This is a genomic window from Leeuwenhoekiella palythoae (assembly GCF_900130045.1).
Classification (GTDB): domain Bacteria; phylum Bacteroidota; class Bacteroidia; order Flavobacteriales; family Flavobacteriaceae; genus Leeuwenhoekiella; species Leeuwenhoekiella palythoae.
In genome coordinates, this window is sequence record NZ_FQXT01000003.1 from 81,239 (window position 1) to 102,664 (window position 21,426).

14 protein-coding genes are annotated in these 21,426 nt (G+C 38.7%); 6 read left to right on the forward strand and 8 right to left on the reverse strand.

The genetic code is table 11. The features are described from left to right. The first annotated feature begins 106 nt into the window (after positions 1-106). Positions 107-2,356 (forward strand): response regulator, encoded by a 2,250-nt coding sequence (locus BUA96_RS07575; protein ID WP_072981951.1) that lies wholly within the window; start codon positions 107-109, stop codon positions 2,354-2,356. On the opposite strand, the gene BUA96_RS07580 is transcribed toward BUA96_RS07575, so the two are convergent. Further along, positions 2,357-2,869 (reverse strand): ExbD/TolR family protein, encoded by a 513-nt coding sequence (locus BUA96_RS07580; protein ID WP_072981953.1) that lies wholly within the window; start codon positions 2,867-2,869, stop codon positions 2,357-2,359. Between the two features lie 136 nt (positions 2,870-3,005). Beyond that, entirely contained in the window at positions 3,006-4,295 is a 1,290-nt protein-coding gene (locus BUA96_RS07585) for a carboxypeptidase-like regulatory domain-containing protein (RefSeq protein ID WP_072981955.1), read from the reverse strand. Positions 4,296-4,477: 182 nt separating this feature from the next. Between BUA96_RS07585 and BUA96_RS07590 the strand changes: the two genes are divergently transcribed. Beyond that, positions 4,478-5,203 (forward strand): hypothetical protein, encoded by a 726-nt coding sequence (locus tag BUA96_RS07590; RefSeq protein ID WP_072981957.1) that lies wholly within the window; start codon positions 4,478-4,480, stop codon positions 5,201-5,203. Between the two features lie 57 nt (positions 5,204-5,260). Here BUA96_RS07590 and BUA96_RS07595 read toward each other — a convergent pair whose 3' ends face one another. Beyond that, entirely contained in the window at positions 5,261-5,527 is a 267-nt protein-coding gene (locus BUA96_RS07595; protein ID WP_072981959.1) for a hypothetical protein, read from the reverse strand. 174 nt (positions 5,528-5,701) lie between these two features. Between BUA96_RS07595 and BUA96_RS07600 the strand changes: the two genes are divergently transcribed. Continuing rightward, on the forward strand, positions 5,702-10,696 hold the full coding sequence (locus tag BUA96_RS07600; RefSeq protein WP_072981960.1) for a translocation/assembly module TamB domain-containing protein: 4,995 nt from the start codon (positions 5,702-5,704) through the stop codon (positions 10,694-10,696). A 13-nt stretch (positions 10,697-10,709) separates the two neighbouring features. Continuing rightward, positions 10,710-12,980, forward strand: a complete 2,271-nt coding sequence (tamL, locus tag BUA96_RS07605) for a translocation and assembly module lipoprotein TamL (RefSeq protein ID WP_072982837.1) — start codon at positions 10,710-10,712, stop codon at positions 12,978-12,980. 1 nt (position 12,981) lies between these two features. Here tamL and BUA96_RS07610 read toward each other — a convergent pair whose 3' ends face one another. From BUA96_RS07610 to BUA96_RS17275, 3 genes are all read right to left on the reverse strand, one after another. Then, a complete protein-coding gene (locus BUA96_RS07610; RefSeq protein ID WP_072981962.1) occupies positions 12,982-13,713 on the reverse strand; it encodes a phosphatase PAP2 family protein in 732 nt (243 codons plus the stop codon). A 72-nt stretch (positions 13,714-13,785) separates the two neighbouring features. Further along, positions 13,786-14,739 carry an ion channel gene (locus tag BUA96_RS07615; RefSeq protein ID WP_072982838.1) on the reverse strand — a complete coding sequence of 318 codons (954 nt, stop codon included), beginning with the start codon at positions 14,737-14,739 and terminating at the stop codon, positions 13,786-13,788. Between the two features lie 150 nt (positions 14,740-14,889). Next, complete coding sequence (locus tag BUA96_RS17275; RefSeq protein ID WP_164916919.1) at positions 14,890-15,027, reverse strand: hypothetical protein; 138 nt, start codon at positions 15,025-15,027, stop codon at positions 14,890-14,892. A gap of 144 nt (positions 15,028-15,171) precedes the next feature. On the opposite strand from BUA96_RS17275, the gene BUA96_RS07620 reads away from it, so the two are divergent. Both BUA96_RS07620 and BUA96_RS07625 read left to right on the forward strand, forming a co-directional pair. Further along, positions 15,172-16,119: an aldo/keto reductase gene (locus BUA96_RS07620; RefSeq protein WP_072981964.1), complete on the forward strand. Its 948-nt coding sequence runs from the start codon at positions 15,172-15,174 to the stop codon at positions 16,117-16,119. 246 nt (positions 16,120-16,365) lie between these two features. After that, a complete protein-coding gene (locus BUA96_RS07625) occupies positions 16,366-18,825 on the forward strand; it encodes a zinc-dependent metalloprotease (RefSeq protein WP_072981966.1) in 2,460 nt (819 codons plus the stop codon). Positions 18,826-18,910: 85 nt separating this feature from the next. Here BUA96_RS07625 and BUA96_RS07630 read toward each other — a convergent pair whose 3' ends face one another. Next, on the reverse strand, positions 18,911-20,062 hold the full coding sequence (locus BUA96_RS07630; RefSeq protein ID WP_072981968.1) for an AEC family transporter: 1,152 nt from the start codon (positions 20,060-20,062) through the stop codon (positions 18,911-18,913). Positions 20,063-20,064: 2 nt separating this feature from the next. Beyond that, a complete protein-coding gene (locus BUA96_RS07635; RefSeq protein WP_072981970.1) occupies positions 20,065-21,255 on the reverse strand; it encodes a pyridoxal phosphate-dependent aminotransferase in 1,191 nt (396 codons plus the stop codon). Positions 21,256-21,426 lie beyond the last annotated feature (171 nt).

Below are 21,426 nucleotides of genomic sequence, written 5' to 3' on the forward strand. Positions count from 1 at the left end.
ATACTTAACTAATGGAAATTAGATAGTTGAAGAATTAAAATTGTTTTTAAAAGTGTTTTTAATCGATAAAAATTGTACTTTTGCCCTGGTTACTTAAATGATGTAATTGAAAAACCTACACCCAACTTTTATATTTGTTGCTTTCTTGTTCTGCTTTAGCATTGTACGTCCGGCTATTGTGGCTCATGATGTAGACTCAACTCAAAAGCTTCCTCTCCAGAAGCAGTTGCGTGAGTTGCGTCAACTTAATAAGCAACACGAATATGATCGTGTTATTGAAGTTGCATCTACTTTAATTAATCAAGCTTCTAAAAAGGGTGAAAATGGTTTTCTTTTTCACGGTTATAATTATCTCAGTCTTACATACGATCAGTTAAGTGATACTATTCCTGCGCTTGATTATGCAGAAAAAGCATTGCATTATGCGAAGCTTTCTAAAAATGATACGCTGATATCTTGGGGATTAAACAATCTCGCTGCCAGTTTATCCTATTTTCCAGACCGAAGAAGCGATGCGCTTAAATTGTATAAGGAATCTTTAGTGATTCAGCGTAGGCTTAATAGCGATCAATTTAATGATGCGGCTTTAAATATTGCTGAAATTTATAGAGATGAGGAAAACTACACGATGATGTATCCTTATCTTAAAGAGGCTCAAAAATCCTATAAATCAGATACTTTAAGGTACGATGATCCTAAGGCTTATCTAGATATTTTATGGGGTGATTACTACAGAGGATTAGACTTTAATAATAAAGCTTTGAGCTATTATCAAAGTGCTTATGATATTATAGAGCGCTTTGAAATGTCTTATCTGGCCCTTAATTTTTATAACAAATACGCTCAATTTTTAGCTGAAAATAATCGGCCCGAAGCAGCGTACGAGGTGCATCAAAAGTACTTTGATTACTATCAGAATAAAGAGCTCACTAAAACCAAAGAGACGGTTCAGCTGGCACAAGCGCGTTTAGAAGCTGAAGAACTCAGACGAGAGCGCAATGATGCCGAATTAAAACAAGAGATTTTGGATCAAGACCTTAAGCGAAAGAAAACCCAGTCGGTTTTATTGGGATCGATAATCGGTTTAATGGTGCTCTTTTTAGCGTATCTATTTTATAGCGAGAAATTACGTTTGGGGTTAATTCGCAATCTTAAAGTCAATAATAAACACCTTAAGCAGGCTAAAGAAAGTGCCGAAAGGAGTGAACGAGCAAAGACCAAATTCTTTTCCAATTTAAGTCACGAGATGCGAACTCCGCTTTATGGTGTTACGGGTATTGTGGCGTTGCTAGAAAAAAGTGAAGCTTTTAAAGAATATAAGGAAGAAATAGGTTCGCTAAAATTTAGTGCAGACCACTTGCTTGAGATCATAAATGACCTTTTAGACCTTTCAAAGTTAGAAGATGAAAGTTTTAAATTTATTGAGAAGCCTTTCAATCTTAAATTGCTTGCAGAAGAATTGGCCAATAGTTTTGATCAGAATAGTCTTAAAAATTCTGATTGTAAAATCATTTGTGATGTTGATTCTTCTATTCCAAATTATGTGGTAGGAGATTCACGACGTATTTCACAAATACTACTCAATATTCTTGGCAATGCAGTAAAGTTTACGCCGAAGGGTGTTATTGCATTACGCTTGCGCAGTAATCATTTGGCTAATGGCAAACACGCCATTTATTTTGAAGTAGAGGACAATGGTATTGGAATTCCGGCAGCGATGCACAAATCGATCTTTGATGAATTTAGTCAGATTGATCACGTAAACACCGTGAATAAAGGAACGGGTCTTGGCCTACCTATCGTACGAAAATTATTGCTCAAAATGGGCTCAGATATTCATCTTGTAAGTGCACCGGGCAAGGGAAGTACGTTTAGCTTTACCATTACCTTTAAGGAAGCAACGCTTTTAGAAGTTATAGGAAAGCGTAAAAAAGGAGAAGCTGAAGAGGAGGAAGTTTTAACCGATTTAACCAATCAGCGTATTCTTATCGTAGATGATAATAAGATCAACCGAATGGTTACGCGCCGTGTTCTAGAAAAGCAAAATGCTCAGGTATTTGAGGCTCAAAACGGCGAAGAAGCCTTAGAGCGCGTGCGTAAGCATCATTTCGACCTAATATTGATGGATATCAATATGCCGGGTATGAATGGTTATGAAACTACAAAAGAGATCAGGGTGTTTGACAAAACCATTCCGATTATTGCGCTTACGGCTGCCGAAGCTAATTATATCAAACAAAAAGCTAAGGAAAGCGGAATGAATGACGTGATCACCAAACCGTATAACCTTAGCCAGTTCTCAAAAGTTATAGCAAAAGAGCTCAAAAAAGATAGCTTACTCGGTGCCGGACTTTAACTACTTGGTTGCTTCAGAAAGTTGAAGAGGATAATGCTTCAGCACGAGCTTACGCTCAATTGCATTCAAATCACTAAAATTTTTACTGAATTTTTCTAGACTGTACTGCGTTCGCATGTGTAAGTAGGCCGCTTTAATTTCATCCATTATTGATACATAATCTTTATAGGAATTGGTACGAGAAACCTCAAGCCGAATTACCGCCTCTGCTGGATTTTCTGGAGCGATCGTACTACCGCTTTGGTTTCCAACGAAATCAATAAGTTGATTTGCGAGTTCTTCTTTAGACGAAATTTTATTTTGAATTAAGCAGGTACCCTGATCGTTTAAGTGAATTTCAAAAATGTTTCGCTCTAGCAGTTTGGTTGCGCAGTCTTCGGTCTTACAATCTTCCGGTAGCGTTTGATCAAGACCTTGATCCGTATTGATGGTCGTGGTGGTAAGAAAAAAAATGAGCATTAAAAAGGCAATATCTGCCATTGATCCTGCATGAATGGAAGTAGAATTTCGCATAATGATAAGTTTTTAAGTGAATATTTGAAAACTTATCAATTATTGTGCCTATTTTTTAAAAGGCCATTTACAGATATCAATAGCAGAGACTTACTTTAGAATAAGCTTCTATTTGTTACGTATGTTTTCTTATCAGTTATTCTCTACGTATTTGTCGCTGTATTTTATCAATAGCCTGTTGAATGGATTTCTCAGGTTCAATCACGTTGTAAGATCCCCAAAAATCAGGATCTCTAAATCCTGAAACCTCATCAGCTAGAATCGTATTGCTCTTAAATTTAGTTTTATTGGTAATGTTTTGTGCGCCTAATTCTTCTTCCCAATCGGTTATAAGCATCTCACTTTTTATTCGATACTTGTTATTAAAAAGTTTGCGTTTCCAGTTTACCACAAATTCCAACTGTACATTACTATAACTATAATACCATTTACCATCTGTATTGCGATAATCTACCCGATAACTAATTTCGGAAGGATAAACCTTTACACGGTTGGGTTTTTTCTTTACAAAAAGTTCTGATGCACGTTTGCGATTTTCCACATTCATATTATAGATCGCATTGGTTAGCGCAAATGTTTCTGCTTCAATGTAGAGTTTGCCATAATATAACGGATCTAATATGTTTTCTTTCTGTTTAAAGTTTACCACATAAACCATTTTGCTATCATTGATAAGTGGTTCGCCAAATGAAAAGTCGTAATTAGATAAGGTTGCAGGCGTCATAAAATATTCAGGATATTTGATCAGATCGGCATAAAGCGCATTGAGCGGTCCGCCTTGTAATTTAATCGCCAAGGTATCTAAACGATTGTAATTGGTACTTTTTCGCGCTTTATAGACGCCCACCAAGTCTGAACCTGCATTGGTATATGGGCGTTTTTTAATCGCAACTACAGCTTCGGCGAGTGATGCGCTTCGGTTGCGCTTATTGATCGCTTCTCTGTAAAAAGCAGTCATATAGGTTTCGGTATCTAAATAATTTTGATTTCGATTTGAAAAAACTTTAGCTACTAAAGTATACGCATCTTTTGGTCGGCTGATGCTGACTTCATCCAATTCAAAGCGTTGTGCGCTCAAAGCTATTTCATTATTTGTTTTTGCGAGATCTTTTAAGATGACCAAAAGCTTCTTATAACCGGGGTAAGTGATCGCAACTTTTGCGTTGGGCATAGCCTCGTCAAGTTTTAGAGAAAAATTTCCCTCGCTATTGGTCACGGTGGCAATGTTGGTACCAGCAATTTCAAGATTTACAAAAGGCAACGCGTCTCCGGTTTGTGCATCAACTACTGTCCCTTTATATTCCACAATTTTCTGTGTATCCTGCGCATAGACTTTTAACCCTAAATAAGGCTGAATTAAAAACATTAGGAGTAGGAGTAAACTCCCTCTGAAAATGTGATATTTTGTATATCTATAATTTATCATAGCTAAAACTGATTATTTACCCACTGAAGATACGAATAATTACGAATTATTTAAGGATTGAAATGCGTCTAAAAATGCAGTTGGCACGATTTCTGTTCTTTAGAATAGCTGTAACTTTGTAAATCTATTTGCAACACATTCAGCATAAATACGTATTTAAGAATAACAACGTTTTGAACTTGATGAGCAACGAACTTCGCTTTAATACCCCTTTTCGATTAAAATATATTTTGGTCGGTGCGTTTGTATTGTCATTTTCTATGGTTCAAGCGCAGATAGATAGCCGAAAAGGTTCTTTTAAAATTCCGGCTGTGGTAGATACTGCAGGAACACCCACGCCGGTTCCATTAGATTCAGAAGCTCAACCAGATATCCCGCTTTCACGAGGTGGTTTAAGTATAGGTCCTGACGGAAAGCTTACCGAGCGCCCGCAACTGCGTGCACCGGAATCTGCCGAATTTTATATGCTTAAGCGAGAAGATTTTGCTGATAGCGGGCAGCGCTATACAGATATGATGAATGAGCGTGAAGCAAATAGAAAAAGCGATAAATCTGATACACCTGCACATCAATCAGATCAAGATCTGGGAACTTTTCACAGTGGCGCACAGCAAGTGAAAATTGTATGTAGAGATTATCAATTTGTAGATGGGGACCGCGTGGCTGTATTAATGAACGACGAAGTTGTTGTTCCTAGTATTTGGTTAACCGAGACCTGGTCTAGTTTTTATCTTCCTTTAAAAAGGGGATTCAACCGAATATCTTTTAAAGCTTTGAATCAAGGCTCTTCAGGACCCAACACCGCTTCTTTTACGGTCTATGATGATTCAGGAAACGTTATTAGCTCTAACGAATGGAATTTACTGACCGGAGTGAAAGCTAACATTATGATCGTTAAGGAAGAGTAAGCGATTGAAAAATATATTAAAAAAGCGAGTCTCAAGATAGACTCGCTTTTTTCAATTTTATAATTCTCCTTTCTGCTCCTCGAGGTTGTTGTTTCTGGAACCTCCTTGACTGTACAATTTGTTTTCCTCGTCCTTCATATTTGAACGGTCTTCTCCGGTTGGGATATCCAGATCTTTGCCGGTAAAATCTACAGGTTTTTCACGATCGCGTAGCTGCTCATCAACACCGCCATCTTTATGTAGATTTTTTTGATTCAAAAGATCTAAATCTTCTTTGGTAAGATCTGCATTATAATCTGTTTTACTTTTTTCTTTAGTACTCATAGTTTTCAATTTTTCTAGAATTTAAAAATTCTAAAACGTTATCAAATTGGTTTTAACTGCTTCTACTGAAAACTATAACAAGGTTTTAATACTTGTAGGTACGGTCAACACTGGTATTAATAGTATTTTAGCTTTTTGAAGCTAAAACAATTTAGCCCAAGTATTTCCCACTTTATGAGCAAAAAAAGCAAGAAAATCCTTTTAAAAATCCTCAAGATCTTAGGAAAAATTATAGGAGTGCTTTTGCTTTTGGTTATACTCTTAGTGCTTTTTGTTCGTAGTCCGTGGGGACAAGGAATCATCGTTGACAAAGCTGTAAATTATGTAAAGGATAAAATCAATACAGAAGTTCGTATAGATAAGCTTTTTGTCACCTTTAATGGAAACATTTCTTTAGATGGTTTGTATCTCGAAGATACCCAGGGAGATACTTTGGTGTTTAGCAAACATCTAGAAGCAGAAATCCCTTTATGGTCTGTAATTACCGGCGGTCCCATTAGTGTGGATGATGTCACTTGGGAAGGAGTAAGGGCAAATGTTGTACGCAAGGATTCCATAACTGGTTATAATTATCAATTTTTGATAGATGCCTTTGCCGCGACAGATACTACTAGTGTACAACCCACACCAACAGCGCAAGATACCACAGCGCTTCAGTTAAATCTGGGTACGTTTGACTTTAAGGATATCCAATTAAATTACGCAGATCAAGTTACCGGTATGCAGGCTAATCTCAATTTAGGAGCGCTTGAGGTTCAAATGCGAGAAACCAATCTTGACGACATGCTTTTAGATATTGGTGATGTACGATTAGCCAATACTAAAGTCGTTTATAAACAAACAAAACCCATCGCGCCATCAGCCGATACTACTGAAGTCCCTTTGCCAATTTTGCGTATTGGGGAATTAGTGGTCGAAGATGTAACCTTTGATTACGCCTCAACACCAGACGGAATTGCTGCCGATGGCACGCTTGCAGTATTAGAGACGCATATTCCTCAAATAGATCTCAAAAACAAAGTTATTGAGGTTGAAGATTTTCTGCTGAAAAACTCCGTGGTAAACTTGGCTTTACAAACTGTTGTAAAACAAGAGGCGCCAGCTGAAACATTACCGGAAACCTCTCAGGAACTCTGGCCGCCTTTTACAGTTGCTGTTGGCGAAATAAATTTAGAGAATAATGCAATTCAGTATACGCTTGATGGGGCGCAACCGAGTGCGGGACGTTTCAATCCGAATGCGATAGTACTTTCTGCTTTAAATCTAAACTTAGAGGGCATAAACTTGAAAGACCAGAATTTAGAAGCACACGTAACTCGTGCAGATTTTAAGGAAGTTTCTGGGATGAATTTAGATGAGTTGGCGTTTGACCTACATGTAAGCGATACACGTTTAGATCTGGATAATATCGCTTTTCAACTTAATCAGAATGCATTAGCAGGAACGCTTCAACTGGATTATAGCAGCCTAAATGCGTTTATTGAAGAACCCGGTTCCGCAGCGCTTAAATTAAACATACCGCAATTGACCCTAAATTTAAACACGCTGTTTAAATTTTCACCGGAATTACGTGCTAATGAGTATCTGGCGACCCTAAGTAAACGACCACTACGCGGAAGCTTAAATCTCTCGGGGAAACTTGATGCTATTGATCTAAAACCTACACGTATTAATTGGGGAAATCAAACAAGTCTTGCAGTACAAGGAAGTATTTACAACGCTTCTACTCCAGAGAATTTGTCATATAACCTACCGGTATACACAGTAAAAAGCGCTAAACAAGATTTAGGAAGATTTGTGGATGAGCAAGCATTAGGTGTACAATTTCCGGAAAAAGTTACTTTGCAAGGATCGTTAAAAGGTACTACAACCCGAGCTGCTACAAAAAGTGTTTTAACCACTACAGATGGTATTGTGAGGCTTGATGGAAATGCCAGTTTTGGCGATACGCTTGAGTTTAAGGGCGACGTTAGCGCGCAGCAGGTCAATCTAGGCAAGTTGCTGCAAAATGAGCAATTGGGTTTTGTTGAACTACAACTGCAGGCAGAAGGTGCCGGGAATAGCATAAACACGCTTGATGCCACAGTAAATGCCACCATTGACAGTATTCAACTGAATAATTACACCTTTAAAGATCTCGGGATCAACGGTGCGTTCAAGTCAGGAACCGGGGATTTAAAAACGGCTTATAAAGATGAAAATCTAAATATGACCTTAGATGCGCGGGTAATTTTAGATTCTGTTGCGTCTCAAGCTGCAATAAACCTGGATCTCATAGGAGCTGATTTGCAGGCTTTAGGTCTTACCGAACAAAATATAAAAGCAGCTTTAACGCTTCAGGGAACTTTTAAAGGGGATCCCGAAGATTATGAGATTCAAACGCAGATCAATGAAGGGGTAGCGGTTTATGATGACCGGGCTTATCAGTTGGGTGATCTTGATATTTCGGCGTATGTAAAGCCTGATACGACTTCGTTAGCCATCAGCAACAGAATTCTCAATCTGGATCTAGAATCTAATGCAAATCCGCAGCAGGTGATCACTTCGGTACAAAATCACTTTAAACGCTATTTGCAGAAAAACCCCGTTCTAGACTCTATTCAGGATCCCGTGTTGATGAAAATTACAGGGACTGTGCATCAAGCACCCATTTTAGGCGAAGTATTCATTCCTAATCTTAGAGAGTTAGATACGGTTGATATATCGGTTGATTTTGATGAATATAAGCGCACGCTTAATGCAGATATTCAATTGCCTTATATCAATTATAACGGCTATACGATAGACAGTCTTGCACTAAAAATGGTGTCTAACAAAGAGAATATGGACTTTGGTTTTGGGCTGAAAGAACTTATCGCAGGACCGGTAGATATGCAAGATACACGCATTGGCGGAAGGGTGACCAACAGTAAAATGTACATTGATTTTCTTTCTATGCATGATAAGGAAAAGCTGGTGCACGTGCTTTATAAAATCGCTTTGGAAGAAGACAATATTAAAATTCAAATCGATCCTGACGATTTTATTCTGAATAAAAAGCCGTGGGAGATCAACCCGAATAATTCGGTGACTTTAACCAAGACCAATACGATTTTTGAAGATTTTGAAATGTCGTACAACAACCAGCGCATAACCGCCGGGAATAATTTACAAGGTATTTCTAAAGAACATTTGGGGATCAATTTTGAGAATTTTAAACTCGCTAATATTATGAGTTTGCTCAATCCTGATGCTGCGTTGGCTCGTGGTAAACTTAGCGGTCAATTTGCTGTTGAAGATCCATATACCAGTCCGGGTATGGTTTTAGACCTCAATATTAAAGACTTTGAAGTACTAGAAACAAATATGGGGGTTCTTACCGCACAAGGAAATTCTATAAGTAATTCAGGATATGATTTTCAAATGGCGATCAAAGAGGGTGTGGCAGATCTGGACCTTAAAGGGAATTACACCGCAAATGAAATGGCTGCCCAAATTGATCTTAACTTGGATCTCAATCGCTTTGACGTGGCTGCGCTTGAAAAATTATCTTTTGGGGAACTATCAAATGCAGAAGGAACGATCAGCGGAGCGATGAAATTAGCTGGTACCACTGCAGAACCCAGATATGAAGGCGCCTTTCAATTTGATAATGCAAAGTTTGAAGTGACCAAACTCAATGCATCGTTCCTTCTCAAAAATGAAGAGCTGAATTTGAACAATGAGGGAGTCACTTTTAATAATCTTAGAGTAGAAGATGAGAATGCTAATCCAATAGTTGTTAATGGAAGCATTGGAACCGAAAGTTTTGTGAATCCAACTTTCGATCTTGATCTTAAAGCAACCAACTTTAAAGCGATCAATTCAACTAAAGATGATTTTGATTTGGTTTACGGAACTGCCGTTTTTGACGCTGATGCTCAAATCACGGGAGATCTTAATTTACCTAAAGTAACACTTGATCTCACCGTAAATTCAAATACTGATGTGACTTATGTACTTCCACCATCAGAAGTGCAAATTGAATCTAAAGAAGGCGTTGTGCTATTTGTGAATAAAGAAAATCCGGATGCGATTTTAACCAATAATGAGGAAGACTCGTATACGGTTTCGGGCTTTACAATTGATGCGAATTTTGGTATTGAAAAAGGTGCGGTTTTTAATCTTGTGATCGATGAGCAAACCGGAGATAATTTTCAAGTGAGCGGTACCGGGGATTTTGAATTTGATATGTATCCTAACGGAAGAATGACGCTTAGCGGTCGCTACGACGTGACAGATGGGCACTACGAAATGAGCCTGTACAATCTTGTTAACCGCCGTTTTGAACTCGCTCCTGACAGCCGTATCACCTGGTCAGGCGATCCTTTTGATGCTGATCTTGACATCAAGGCCTATTACAGCGTAGAAACTTCGGCCAGCGGACTGATGGCTTCTCAAACTAGCGGAGCAGATATCAGTACACAAATGCAATACCGTCAGGAAGTACCGTTTCAGGTGTATATTAATATCAATGGCGAACTGATGCAGCCTATTATCAGTTTTAATCTAGATATTCCTGAGGGTAGTCGCGGGGCAGTTGGCGGCCAGGTGTATAGCCGTGTGCAGCAGTTGAATCAACAGGAGAATGAATTGAATAAACAGGTATTCTCACTTCTGGTACTTAATCGCTTTTTCCCCACTTCTTCATCAGACGGAAGCAGCGGTGGTACTGCAGCTATTGCACGTGACAACTTAAACGACGCGATCTCAGACCAGTTGAATATGTTTTCAGATAAACTATTAGGCGACACCGGCTTTAATCTAAATTTTGGTTTAGATAGCTATACGGATTATCAAGGAAGCGCGCCTACTGATCGTACTACATTAGATATTGCAGCTCAGAAAAGTTTATTTAACGATCGGGTAGTGGTAAGTGTGGGGAGCGCTGTTGATCTGCAAGGCAGCGGAAATACTGATAGCGGAAACGCGCCTGTGGTAGGCAACGTGAGTATAGAATATCTGTTAACCGAAGATGGGCGCTATCGCTTACGCGGATATCGCAGCAGTCAGTTTGAAAATATTATTGATGGTCAGATCATCGTAAACGGTATTTCGCTACAGTTTACGCGTGAGTTCAACAAGTTTACCGAATTATGGCAGTCGATGTTTCCTGCTAAAACCGAAGAAGAGGAAGATACTAATGAGTAAGTCAACAGTTTTAATGAAAATGAATAAAAACCTGCTTGCGGTGCTATTCCTCATGCTTGTGTGCTACGGATGTTCGGTAGATCGCTATATTCCAGAGGGGAAATATCTTTATACAAAAGAGACCGTCAATATTACACCGGATTCTGTGGTAGAAAATCTGGATGCTATTAAAACCGATTTGAAAGCGGCTTTGCGACCAGAACCTGTAGGTTCATTTTTGGGCGGATACCCGGGACTTTACTACCATTACAAAGCTCAACGTGAAAAACCTGGATTTCTAAATAAATTCTTGAATAGAAAATTTGGAAAAGAGCCGGTATATGATACCGATATTGAAACTTACGAGATGGAGCAAATTTTGCTTAATCGTTTAGAGAACAAAGGGTTTTTCTATAGCACCGTAAGTTCTGAGATCGTAAGAGACACTAGCAGTAAAGAGGCCGAAGCAATCTACTCGCTTCGACTTACAAAGCCTTACCGACTGAAAACGTATCAATTGGATACTGATACGCTTCCGGTGTATGCTAAGATTCAAAATTCGATGAATGAAACCCTTTTAAAAAAGGATATGCCGTTCAATTTAAGTGCTATGAAAGCTGAACGCGAGCGCATAGACACCTATTTAAAAGGTGAAGGCTATTATAACTTTAATGGTGCTTTTTTGATTTTTGAGACCGATACCAATCAATATAAAAATAAGCGCTTTGATCAGTATTTACGTTTAAAGAAAGATGTTCCCTCAAAAGCGATTATTCCATATCAAATAGGGAAAGTGAATATCTTCCCTAATAATCGTGTGGATATAGATAGCACAACTTTAGACACCACCCAATTTGCAAATAAGAATTTCATTCAGGACGAAGTTTATTTTAAACCCAAACGTTTAGACCCCTTTGTTTTGATTGAAGAAGGAGAATTATATAGTCCGTCAAAATCAAAAGCGACCGGAAGACGTCTGGGGTCAATAGGTGCCTATAAGTTTGTGAACATTCGCTACCAAGAAATGGATACCGATGCCGAGGACAGTTTAGGACTTTTAGAAGCCAATATTTATTTATCCCCATTAAATAAACGAGCGGTTAGGGCAGAGGTAAAAGGCGTAACCAAATCAAATGGTTTTTCAGGTCCGGGGTTGGGATTGACCTTTATTAATCGCAATTTGTTTAAAGGTGGGGAAAGCCTCAATATTTCTCTTGATGGAGCTTACGAGGTACAAGCAGGTGGTTCTGGAAGTAATAGTGGTTCTACAAGTTTACAATTAGGTTTAAGCGGAAAATTGATCTTTCCGCGAATGCTTTTCCCTATTGAAATCTCTAAAAATTATTTCAAGTATGATATTCCCAAAACGAAGATCGAGATGGGGATTTCTTATTTGAACCGAACGCAGTTGTTTACTTTAGGTTCTGTTGAAGCAAAATTTGGTTATGTATGGCAAGCCAATAAATATGTTACGCACGAGATCAATCCGGTGGCGATCAATTATGTTTCCTTAGCCAATACCACAGACGAATTTGAACAGATTTTGGATGAAAATCCATTTTTACGTACGAGTTTTGATCAGCAGTTCATCTCCGGTTTGACCTATTCTTTTATTTACAACGGAATGATCGATACTCAACGTCAACATCAAATTTATCTCAATGCTAATTTTGAAACAGCCGGTAATAGCTTAAGTTTAATTGCAAGCGGAGAAAAACCACAAAATATCTTCGGTTTAGATTATGCCCAATTTGCACGTGTAGATGCTGATTTTAGATACCACTTTAAACTCACCGAAAAGCAAACCATTGCTACCCGATTGTTTGCCGGAGTAGGTATTCCTTACGGAAATTCAGATGTGGTGCCGTATACCAAACAATACTTTTCCGGAGGGCCGTATAGTGTGAGAGCGTTTAGAACACGTTCATTGGGTCCGGGGACTTATCAACCAGAAGATAGCGAGACGTTTAGCTATTACGATCAAACAGGAAATTTGCGACTAGAGGCCAATTTAGAATACCGGTTTCCACTCGTGAGTTTACTGCAAGGCGCATTTTTTGTAGATGCCGGTAACGTCTGGAACACCACAGATAACGAAGCTCTTGAGGGCGATACTTTTGGAAGTGACTTTATGAAGCAACTGGGTATTGGAGGCGGCTTCGGAATGCGTGTAGATATTCAGAATTTTGTGATCAGACTAGATCTCGCAGCGCCGTTTCACGATCCGAGTTTAGCCGAAGGATCACGTTGGTCTTGGGATCTCGAAAATCCTATCTTAAACTTCGCGATTGGATACCCGTTCTAGACTAATGTGTTCTGGGATCTCTTCTGAAAAGTTCGATAACATTAAAAAGAAGGATACAAAATATTACCCAGATAAAACCAGCTATAAATCCGCCTGCAATATCTGACGGAAAGTGTACCCCTAGGTAAATTCGACTTATGCCAATACTCAGCAGAATGAATGCAAGAAAAGTAATAGCCGCTATTTTAGCCCATTTATTGATCTTAAATTGAGTGGTGAGATAGATCAGGAACCCATAAAATGCCATGGCGCTCATTGCGTGACCACTAGGATAACTCAACGTTTCTACCGAAACTAAATGCTCAATACTTGGCCGTGCGCGATCAATAAAGCGCTTTAAAATCACGTTAGAAATAGAAGCGAGAAGAAGGACCAATGCGGTTTGAGCAACGTATTTCCAACGTTTAAAAATGAAGTAAGAAATCCCAACAAAAAGCCCCATAACTATCAAGTAGCCATAAAGATCACCTACGTCTGTCACAAACATAAAATACTTGGTGAGCGCTGGGTTTCGGTGTGAAATCACGTATGTTGTAATTTTAGAATCCCATTCATTTAGCATATCTGACTCTAGGGTATCTGTCAATTCAATAAAAACATTTACGCCTAAAACTACAATGATCAGCGCGATGAAAACAGTAATTAAATACGGTAGTTTGGCGTCATATTGCTTGAACTTTTGGGCAAGCAGGTTGCGTAATTTTAGAATAAATAGATAGAGTGATTGTCTCATAAAGTCAGTTAAAGCGCACTTTTTACAAACATATTGATCTCTAACGGCCTAGCGGGGTGCTTTATTAAAACTTTAATAGTGATTGAGTTGTGCCGCTTCGGTATTATCGATGCCGCTTACATCAATTGAAATTTTTCCGCCTTCATGCGTAATGAGATAGGTGAATTTAGCACCCCATTCAATTTCAGAATATTTGTAGGAAGTTCGTGAATAAACAGATTGCGAGAAGGTATCGTCAAAAGCTTTAAGCGTAACGATGATCTCTGCATCTTTAATCATTAATTCTTCTTTTGACAACCTATAAAAAGGGCTGGTTTCTGTTATTGGGTGCACGATCGTCCAGGCGGCAGGTAAAAAGACCACTTGAGATCGCTCTAACTCTAACGGAAAGAAATTACGTAGATTAGAATTTTCGCGCAGCATAGACAAAGCAACGGTAGCTTCAAGCTCTAGAAGTTGATTGCCGTGCGGGTTGACCACTCTAAACATAAAACCATTAATATCTTTATATGGAGCAATCACTGCACTTTTGCTGTATTTGAGTTTTGCGGCAGGTTTAGAAAAACGCCCATATACCATACCGGTTGCTAACGCAAAACCCAATAAACCAAGCATAGATTCTGTGGCTGCCACAATATTGGCTAAAATGCCGGTAGGCGCCACTTGACCATATCCTAATGTGGTGATGGTCTGCGCACTAAAGAAGAAGGCTTCAATAAATTGTTCAAGTGTTGTAGTGCCGTAAATTCCGGTAAGGTTTTCAATTCCTATGAGGATATAGATACTTGCAAAAAGCAGATTGACGCAGAAATATGTTGCTAAAACCAAGAGTAAAAACTTACTCCAGGACATAGAAACCAACGCATGAAAAAAGTTGATCTTTTCTAAAAGCGGTACGTTATTCTTTTTGATGTTGAACGTACCATCTTTATTGATCACCCGATAATGCCCTGAGGTAGCTTTCTCGCCAAGACCAAAATCATTGTACTTTTTTTTCTCGTAAGCATCTGTTTTGTTAACAGCCATAGAAGATGAATCAAGCATCTAATTTAGGAACATTTCTTTATTCCTTAAAGTTATAAAATGCTTAAAAGCCCGATGTATTCCAACAGTTTACTACACAAAAAAAGCTTTACAATCGTGTAAAGCCTCTTTCAATTTTTAGGGAGCGTGTGCTTAAAGAACGTCAAAAACAAAGCCTAAAAGCCAGTATAAAATGATAAAAACCACAATGGTACCAATACATCCACAACGACCGCCGCCAATTTTTTTTGCTCCATATCCTGCAAGAAGGGCTCTAAGTAATTTTTTCATAAGTATTGAATTGGTTAGCTAGTTCGCTAAGTTACTATCATTTAACGATGTGCAGCTGTGATTCGTACAGATTAACAATACTTTAAACACAAAGCATAAGCAAGGCTCACGGGCTTTTGTAAATTTAAATGTAAAAATAGACTTATGGCTGCATCAAGAAAATCTCAATCTCAAATTAAAGTTCCTTCATTGGTTTTTGGAGGAAATGTTTTTGGCTGGACGGCTGATAAAAAAATGTCGTTTTACCTGTTAGATGCCTTATTAGAACGCGGTCTCAACTTTATTGATTCTGCAAATGTATATTCTTATTGGGGCGAAGGGAATTCTGGAGGTGAAAGTGAAGCAATGATCGGTGCCTGGCTTAAAGAGCGGAAAAACCGCGATCAAGTGATCATTGCAACCAAGGTGGGCAGTCCTATAGGCGATGAATCTAATAATTTATCTGCGAGTTATATAAAAGAGCAAATAGATCTTAGTTTACAGCGGTTACAAACTGATTATGTAGATGTATATTTTAGTCATAAATATGATGACAGTGTTGAGCAGCGCGAAACGCTTGCAGCCTATAAACATCTAATCGATGCGGGTAAAGTACGTGAAATAGGAGCTTCAAATTTTCCGCTAGCGGTACTGCGTGAAGCACTAGAATTATCAAAAACGGAAAGCTTACCCAAATATCAATTTATACAACCGCACTATAATTTAATGGAACGTGAAGGTTTTGAAGGTGCGTATCAAGAATTTTGTATAGAAGAAAACCTGAGTGTCACCAGCTATTTTACCTTAGCGAGCGGTTTCCTTACCGGAAAATATAAAACGGCGGAAGAAGCTTCAGGAAAAGCACGCGAGCGTTTTGTTAAAAAATACTTCACTCCAAAAGGTTTTGAAGTCTTAAACGCCTTAGAAACTCTAGCGAAGCGTTATGACTGTTCACCGGCCGCCTTAAGCATTGCGTGGACGCTACACCAACCGGGTGTCACTGCTCCTATAGTCAGCGCGACTAAAGAAAATCATTTAACCGCTTTTGATGAAGCATTAAAACTTCAATTGGATGAAGATGCCTTAGCGCTTTTAAATCAAGCGAGTGCTTAGATGTCTTTTACTATGGACATAAAGCTATTCTAGCCTATTATTGTAAATTCTGAGCTTCACGCTGTGAATATTCTTGTGCACTTTTGCTTTATAAATTTTGTTATTCAGAAGGTGTAAAACGCTAAAAAATTTCCAAATATCTTACAAATACTGAATTTCACTACATTTTAAGAAATCTTGTTAAGATATTCTTAACAGCATATGTTGTTAAGGAGTGTTAATTTGGCGCAACTCTAAAATGTAATAATGAAATTAAAACTTTACCCCATTGCGACATTTATGCTCGCGATGTTGACGGTGAATTGTGCGAGTACCAAGCAAAAGAAAAAAAATGCGAGTACAGCCACCGAAGAAAAACAAGAAAAGTCTAAAAGCGATCTCAAAGCTTATGACAAAGTAATTACAAAAGAAGCGGTCTCAGACTCAGGTTTGTTTACCGTTCACAAAGTAGAAGATGACTATTTCTACGAAATTCCTGACAGTCTTTTTAATCGTGAAATGTTAATGGTTACCCGAATCGCTAAAACCGCAACCGGAATAGGTTTTGGTGGAGGAAAAGCCAATACACAGGTTTTACGCTGGGAAAAGAAGAACAAAAAGGTTTTGTTACGTGTAGTTTCACATGAGATTTTTGCCGCAGATTCTTTACCTATTCACGAAGCGGTGAGCAATTCTAATTTTGAGCCGGTTCTATTTTCTTTTGATGTAAAAACCATCAACAAAGATTCTACTGCGACTGTTGTTCAGGTAAACGACCTGTTTTCTGATGATGTGCAAGCTTTAGGATTGCCTGGCTATTACAGGGAATCATACAAAGTGCGTAACGTAGATAAGGGCAGAGGCTATATAGAAAGCTTAAAGAGTTTTCCATTAAATATTGAATCACGCCACGTAAAAACCTATAACGCCGGAAATCCGCCAAGTAACGAAAGTGTAGGTTCTATCACAGTAGAGATGAGCAACAGTATGGTTTTGTTACCAAAAGTTCCTATGGAGCGTCGTTATTTTGACCGAAGAGTAGGCTGGTTTGCTCGCGGGCAGGTAGATTATGGTCTGGACGCTCAAGAAAGTAAAACAGTGCGTTATTTAGATAGATGGAGATTAGAAGTTAAACCGGAAGACGAGGCTAAGTTTAAAGCAGGCGAACTTGTTGAGCCTAAAAAGCAGATCGTTTACTACATTGACCGCGCGACTCCTAAAAAATGGATTCCGTTTATCAAGGAAGGTATAGAAGATTGGCAGGTGGCTTTTGAGGCTGCAGGTTTTAAAAATGCTATCATCGCTAAAGAAGCTCCAACGAAAGAAGAAGACCCAGACTGGTCTCCTGAAGATGTACGTTACTCAACAGTACGTTACTTAGCATCGCCAATTCCTAATGCAAATGGGCCTCACGTAAGCGACCCACGTAGTGGTGAGATTTTAGAATCAGACATCAACTGGTATCACAATGTTATGACGTTATTGCGTAACTGGTATTTTGTTCAAACTGCTGCTAAAAACCCTGAAGCTAGAGGAGTAGCGTTTAAAGACAAAATTATGGGACGTTTAATTCGTTTTGTTTCTTCACACGAAGTTGGACATACGCTCGGTTTACCGCATAATATGGGAAGTAGCGTTGCGTATCCTGTAGATTCATTACGTTCTAAGAGCTTTACAGATAATTACGGGACTGCACCATCTATTATGGATTATGCACGTTTTAACTACGTGGCTCAACCGGGAGATGGTGACGTTTCTATGATGCCTAATATTGGAGTTTACGATAAATACTCTATCAAGTGGGGATATCGTCCTATTTTAGATAAAGAAGGGATGGAAGAAAAACCAATTCTTGATCAGTGGATTTTAGAGCACGCAGGAGATCCTTTATATCGTTTTGGAGCACAACAATGGAGTGTTGTTGACCCAAGTTCGCAAACGGAAGATTTAGGTGATGACGCTGTAAAAGCGAGTAATTATGGTATCGAAAACCTAAAGCGTATCATTCCTAACCTTATCAGCTGGACTTCAGAAGATGGTAAGGATTATGATGATCTTGAAACCTTGTATGGCCAGGTTTTAACGCAGTTTAATCGTTATATGGGTCACGTGAGTAATAATATTGGTGGTGTATATCAATACAACAAAACCTATGATCAAGAAGGAGCTGTATTTATTCCTGTACCTAAAGAGCGTCAGGAAGAAAGTATGCAATTTTTACAAGATCAATTATTCACAACTCCAGAATGGATGATTGATAACAACATCTTGAATAAAATTGAGAATAACGGAAATGTGGAACGCATACGCGGTTTACAGGTTCGTACATTAGAAAATGTATTAGATTTTGGCCGTCTTGGTCGTATGATCGAAAACGAAACGCTAAACGGCAAGGAAGCTTATACGCTAACTGAAATGATGAACGACCTACGTTCAGGAATATTCAGCGAATTGCGTTCAGGTAAGAAAATTGATACCTACAGACGTAATTTACAACGCGCTTATGTAGAACGCCTAAAATACCTTCTAACTGAAGAGCAAAGCGGTCGCCGTAATGCAACGAGTGTTAATGTTAGTCAATCTGATATTAGAGCGATAGCGCGTGCCGAATTAAATACCTTAAAGCGTAGCGTACGCAGCGCAATTGGTAGAACCGGTGATGCTTTAAGCCGTTACCACTTACAGGATTTAATGGAGCGTATAGATCTTATTCTTGATCCCAGATAATCAAAACGATTCAACTTAAGATTGAATTATTTTTAAATAGAAAGACCGGCATTGAGCCGGTCTTTTTTTGTTTAGAAGAGACTTTTTAATTTTCACTTACACGCTTCAGTTTATAAGAATCGCCGGTTTCAGTATCCAGAGATTGTATTTGAGCGATTGTCTTCTTTTTTACAACAAGCATAAACGCCGGATAGATCAATCCGCTTGCAATCAAAATACCTGCAAGCAAAACCATAGTTTTTATTGAAGCAAACAAAGTTCCGGCAGAAAGAATCCCTAAAATAAGCACCACAGAAAGTGGGAAGGATACAGCCAGAATGTTGATCGCAAAGTTTTGGTTAAACGTCTTCTTGAAGTTTAAAACACGCTTTTCTTGAGCGTCTACTGCAGCGATGTGCGCAAACGGCCAAAAACTACAAGCACTAAGCCCAAAAGCCAACAATAACAGCCGATCTTGAGCAACGTTAATTTGTACAGCAGTAATTAATGCTATTCCCAGAATCACAACAATACCAGCTCTTAAAAGCAGCATTGAAATAATTTGAGCAAATTGTCTTTTTTTAATTTTTACGGAAAGACCGATAAATAACAATACTAAAGGTGTCATTAATAAACTGAGCCTGCTCAAGCTTTCACTTACAATAAAAGGCAAATTGTTCATATGAAAACCGAAGGACAATAAGATCAAAGCTGCGATGATAAACAGATTAACAGGTTCTGAAACCATTGCTATACAAAGGCTTTTAAATTTGGCCCTATTAGAAGTGTTCTCGATTTCTTGTGTTTTATAATGCCAGCGCATTGCCACCAGATAAAGAACAAGTAATACAAAAACTTTATTTCCTAAATCGGCCATTGCTGCTTTTGCCAGGTAGCTATCTCCCAAGTATTCTAAAATAAAAGGAAAACAACTTAGTCCCGGTGCCAGTGATGACAGCAGTAATTGTCCTGTTCTGTAATTAGGACTTCCTTTTTTGATCCCTAATAAAGGAAAGACTAAAGGCGTCGCAAAAAATAGAACTACATTGAGTAAAAGCGCAATGATGGGCAAAAGTAGAAGCGAGGCTTCAATATTGACACCAATCAATGCAATGAAAATTGTAGCCGGTAATGCTAAATTGAGTATAATAACTTTAATGCCGGCTAGCTCAGATTTATTCTTGAGTTTTACTTTTAATAGGATACCAATTCCTATAAAGAGTAGAAAGAGTAAGGTTTTTTGAAGATTAATATCCATAATTAGACGAGGATTTCTTCAATCGCATCGGTAAAGTATTTCATTTCTTCCATGGCTCCCATACTCACGCGGCACCAGTTTTGATCCCAAAAACGAAACGCCCGAACGACCACTTTTTTATCGTAAATCTTTTCAAGAAATGCATCTCCTTCCATAGGGATCGGGAAGATCACAAAATTTGTAGAAGAAGGCATATAATCAAATCCTCGAGACTCTAAGTAGGAGGTGGTGTAATCTCTAGCTTCTTTAATCTTATCTTTACAGTCTGTCAGGTAGGCTTCATCATCCATACTTGCTGAAGCAGCAGCAATGGTTGGTCCCGCGATTCCCATTCCGCCACGCGTGATATCGTTGATGGCTTCTAGAGATTCTTTTTTGCCCAACATATATCCCATACGTAAGCCGGCCATTCCGTGTATTTTTGAAAAAGTACGGGCTACAAATACATTATAACCTTCAGCAACTAATGGTGCCATACTTGCGTCCATTCCTTCCGGAGCGAGCTCTAGATAAGCCTCATCAATAAAAACCGGAACCTTTTTTGAAACGCGTCTACAAAAATCCTTGAGATCTTCAGTATCGGTTTGCGTAGCTGTTGGATTATTAGGATTGGTGATGTAAACCAATTTTGTATCTACGTCAATCGCCGCCTCCATAGCTTTGAGATCGTGTTGATAATCTTCGGTTAATTTTACCGCTTTCCACGAACCTCCAGAAGCTTTAGCTACGCTTACAAGAGACATATAACTGGGGTCTGCGCTTACCACGTTTCCGCCTTCTCTAAAATAAACCAAAGCTGTTTTTTCTAGTAAATCTGAGGAACCCGGACCCATCATAATGTTATCAGGAGTAACCCCTTCTTTATCTGCAATTTTCTGGACCAATTGACCAAGAGTGGACCAAGAATAATGATTACCATCCCATACAGCTTCTTGAAAAGCTTTAGCTGCAAGTTTAGATGGACCGTGTGGGTTTTCATTCCAAACCAAGCGCGCCTTAACCGTGCTTAGATCTGGCATACGCGGCGGAGTGAATTCGTCAAAAGAAGTATTTCTGTATAAAAACTTTTGATTGTTTTTTTGTGCTTCTTCTACGGTTGCAGCCCATAATGCAGTGGGCGCTACCGCTACTGCACCTACAGAAAGTGCCATTTTTTTTAACCAATCTCTCCTGTGAAGATTTGATGTGCTCATGCTTAGATAGTGTTAGTTTGTAATTCTTTTAAATTTAAAAAAACACCACTGCATATTGACATTTAAGTTGATAAAAAACAGCGTTTTAAATATCGAATTGACAATGGAAAGTAGGTTTCACTAGCAATCTTTCAATGACTTCAAAGCAATAAGTAAGAATAAAGACAAAAA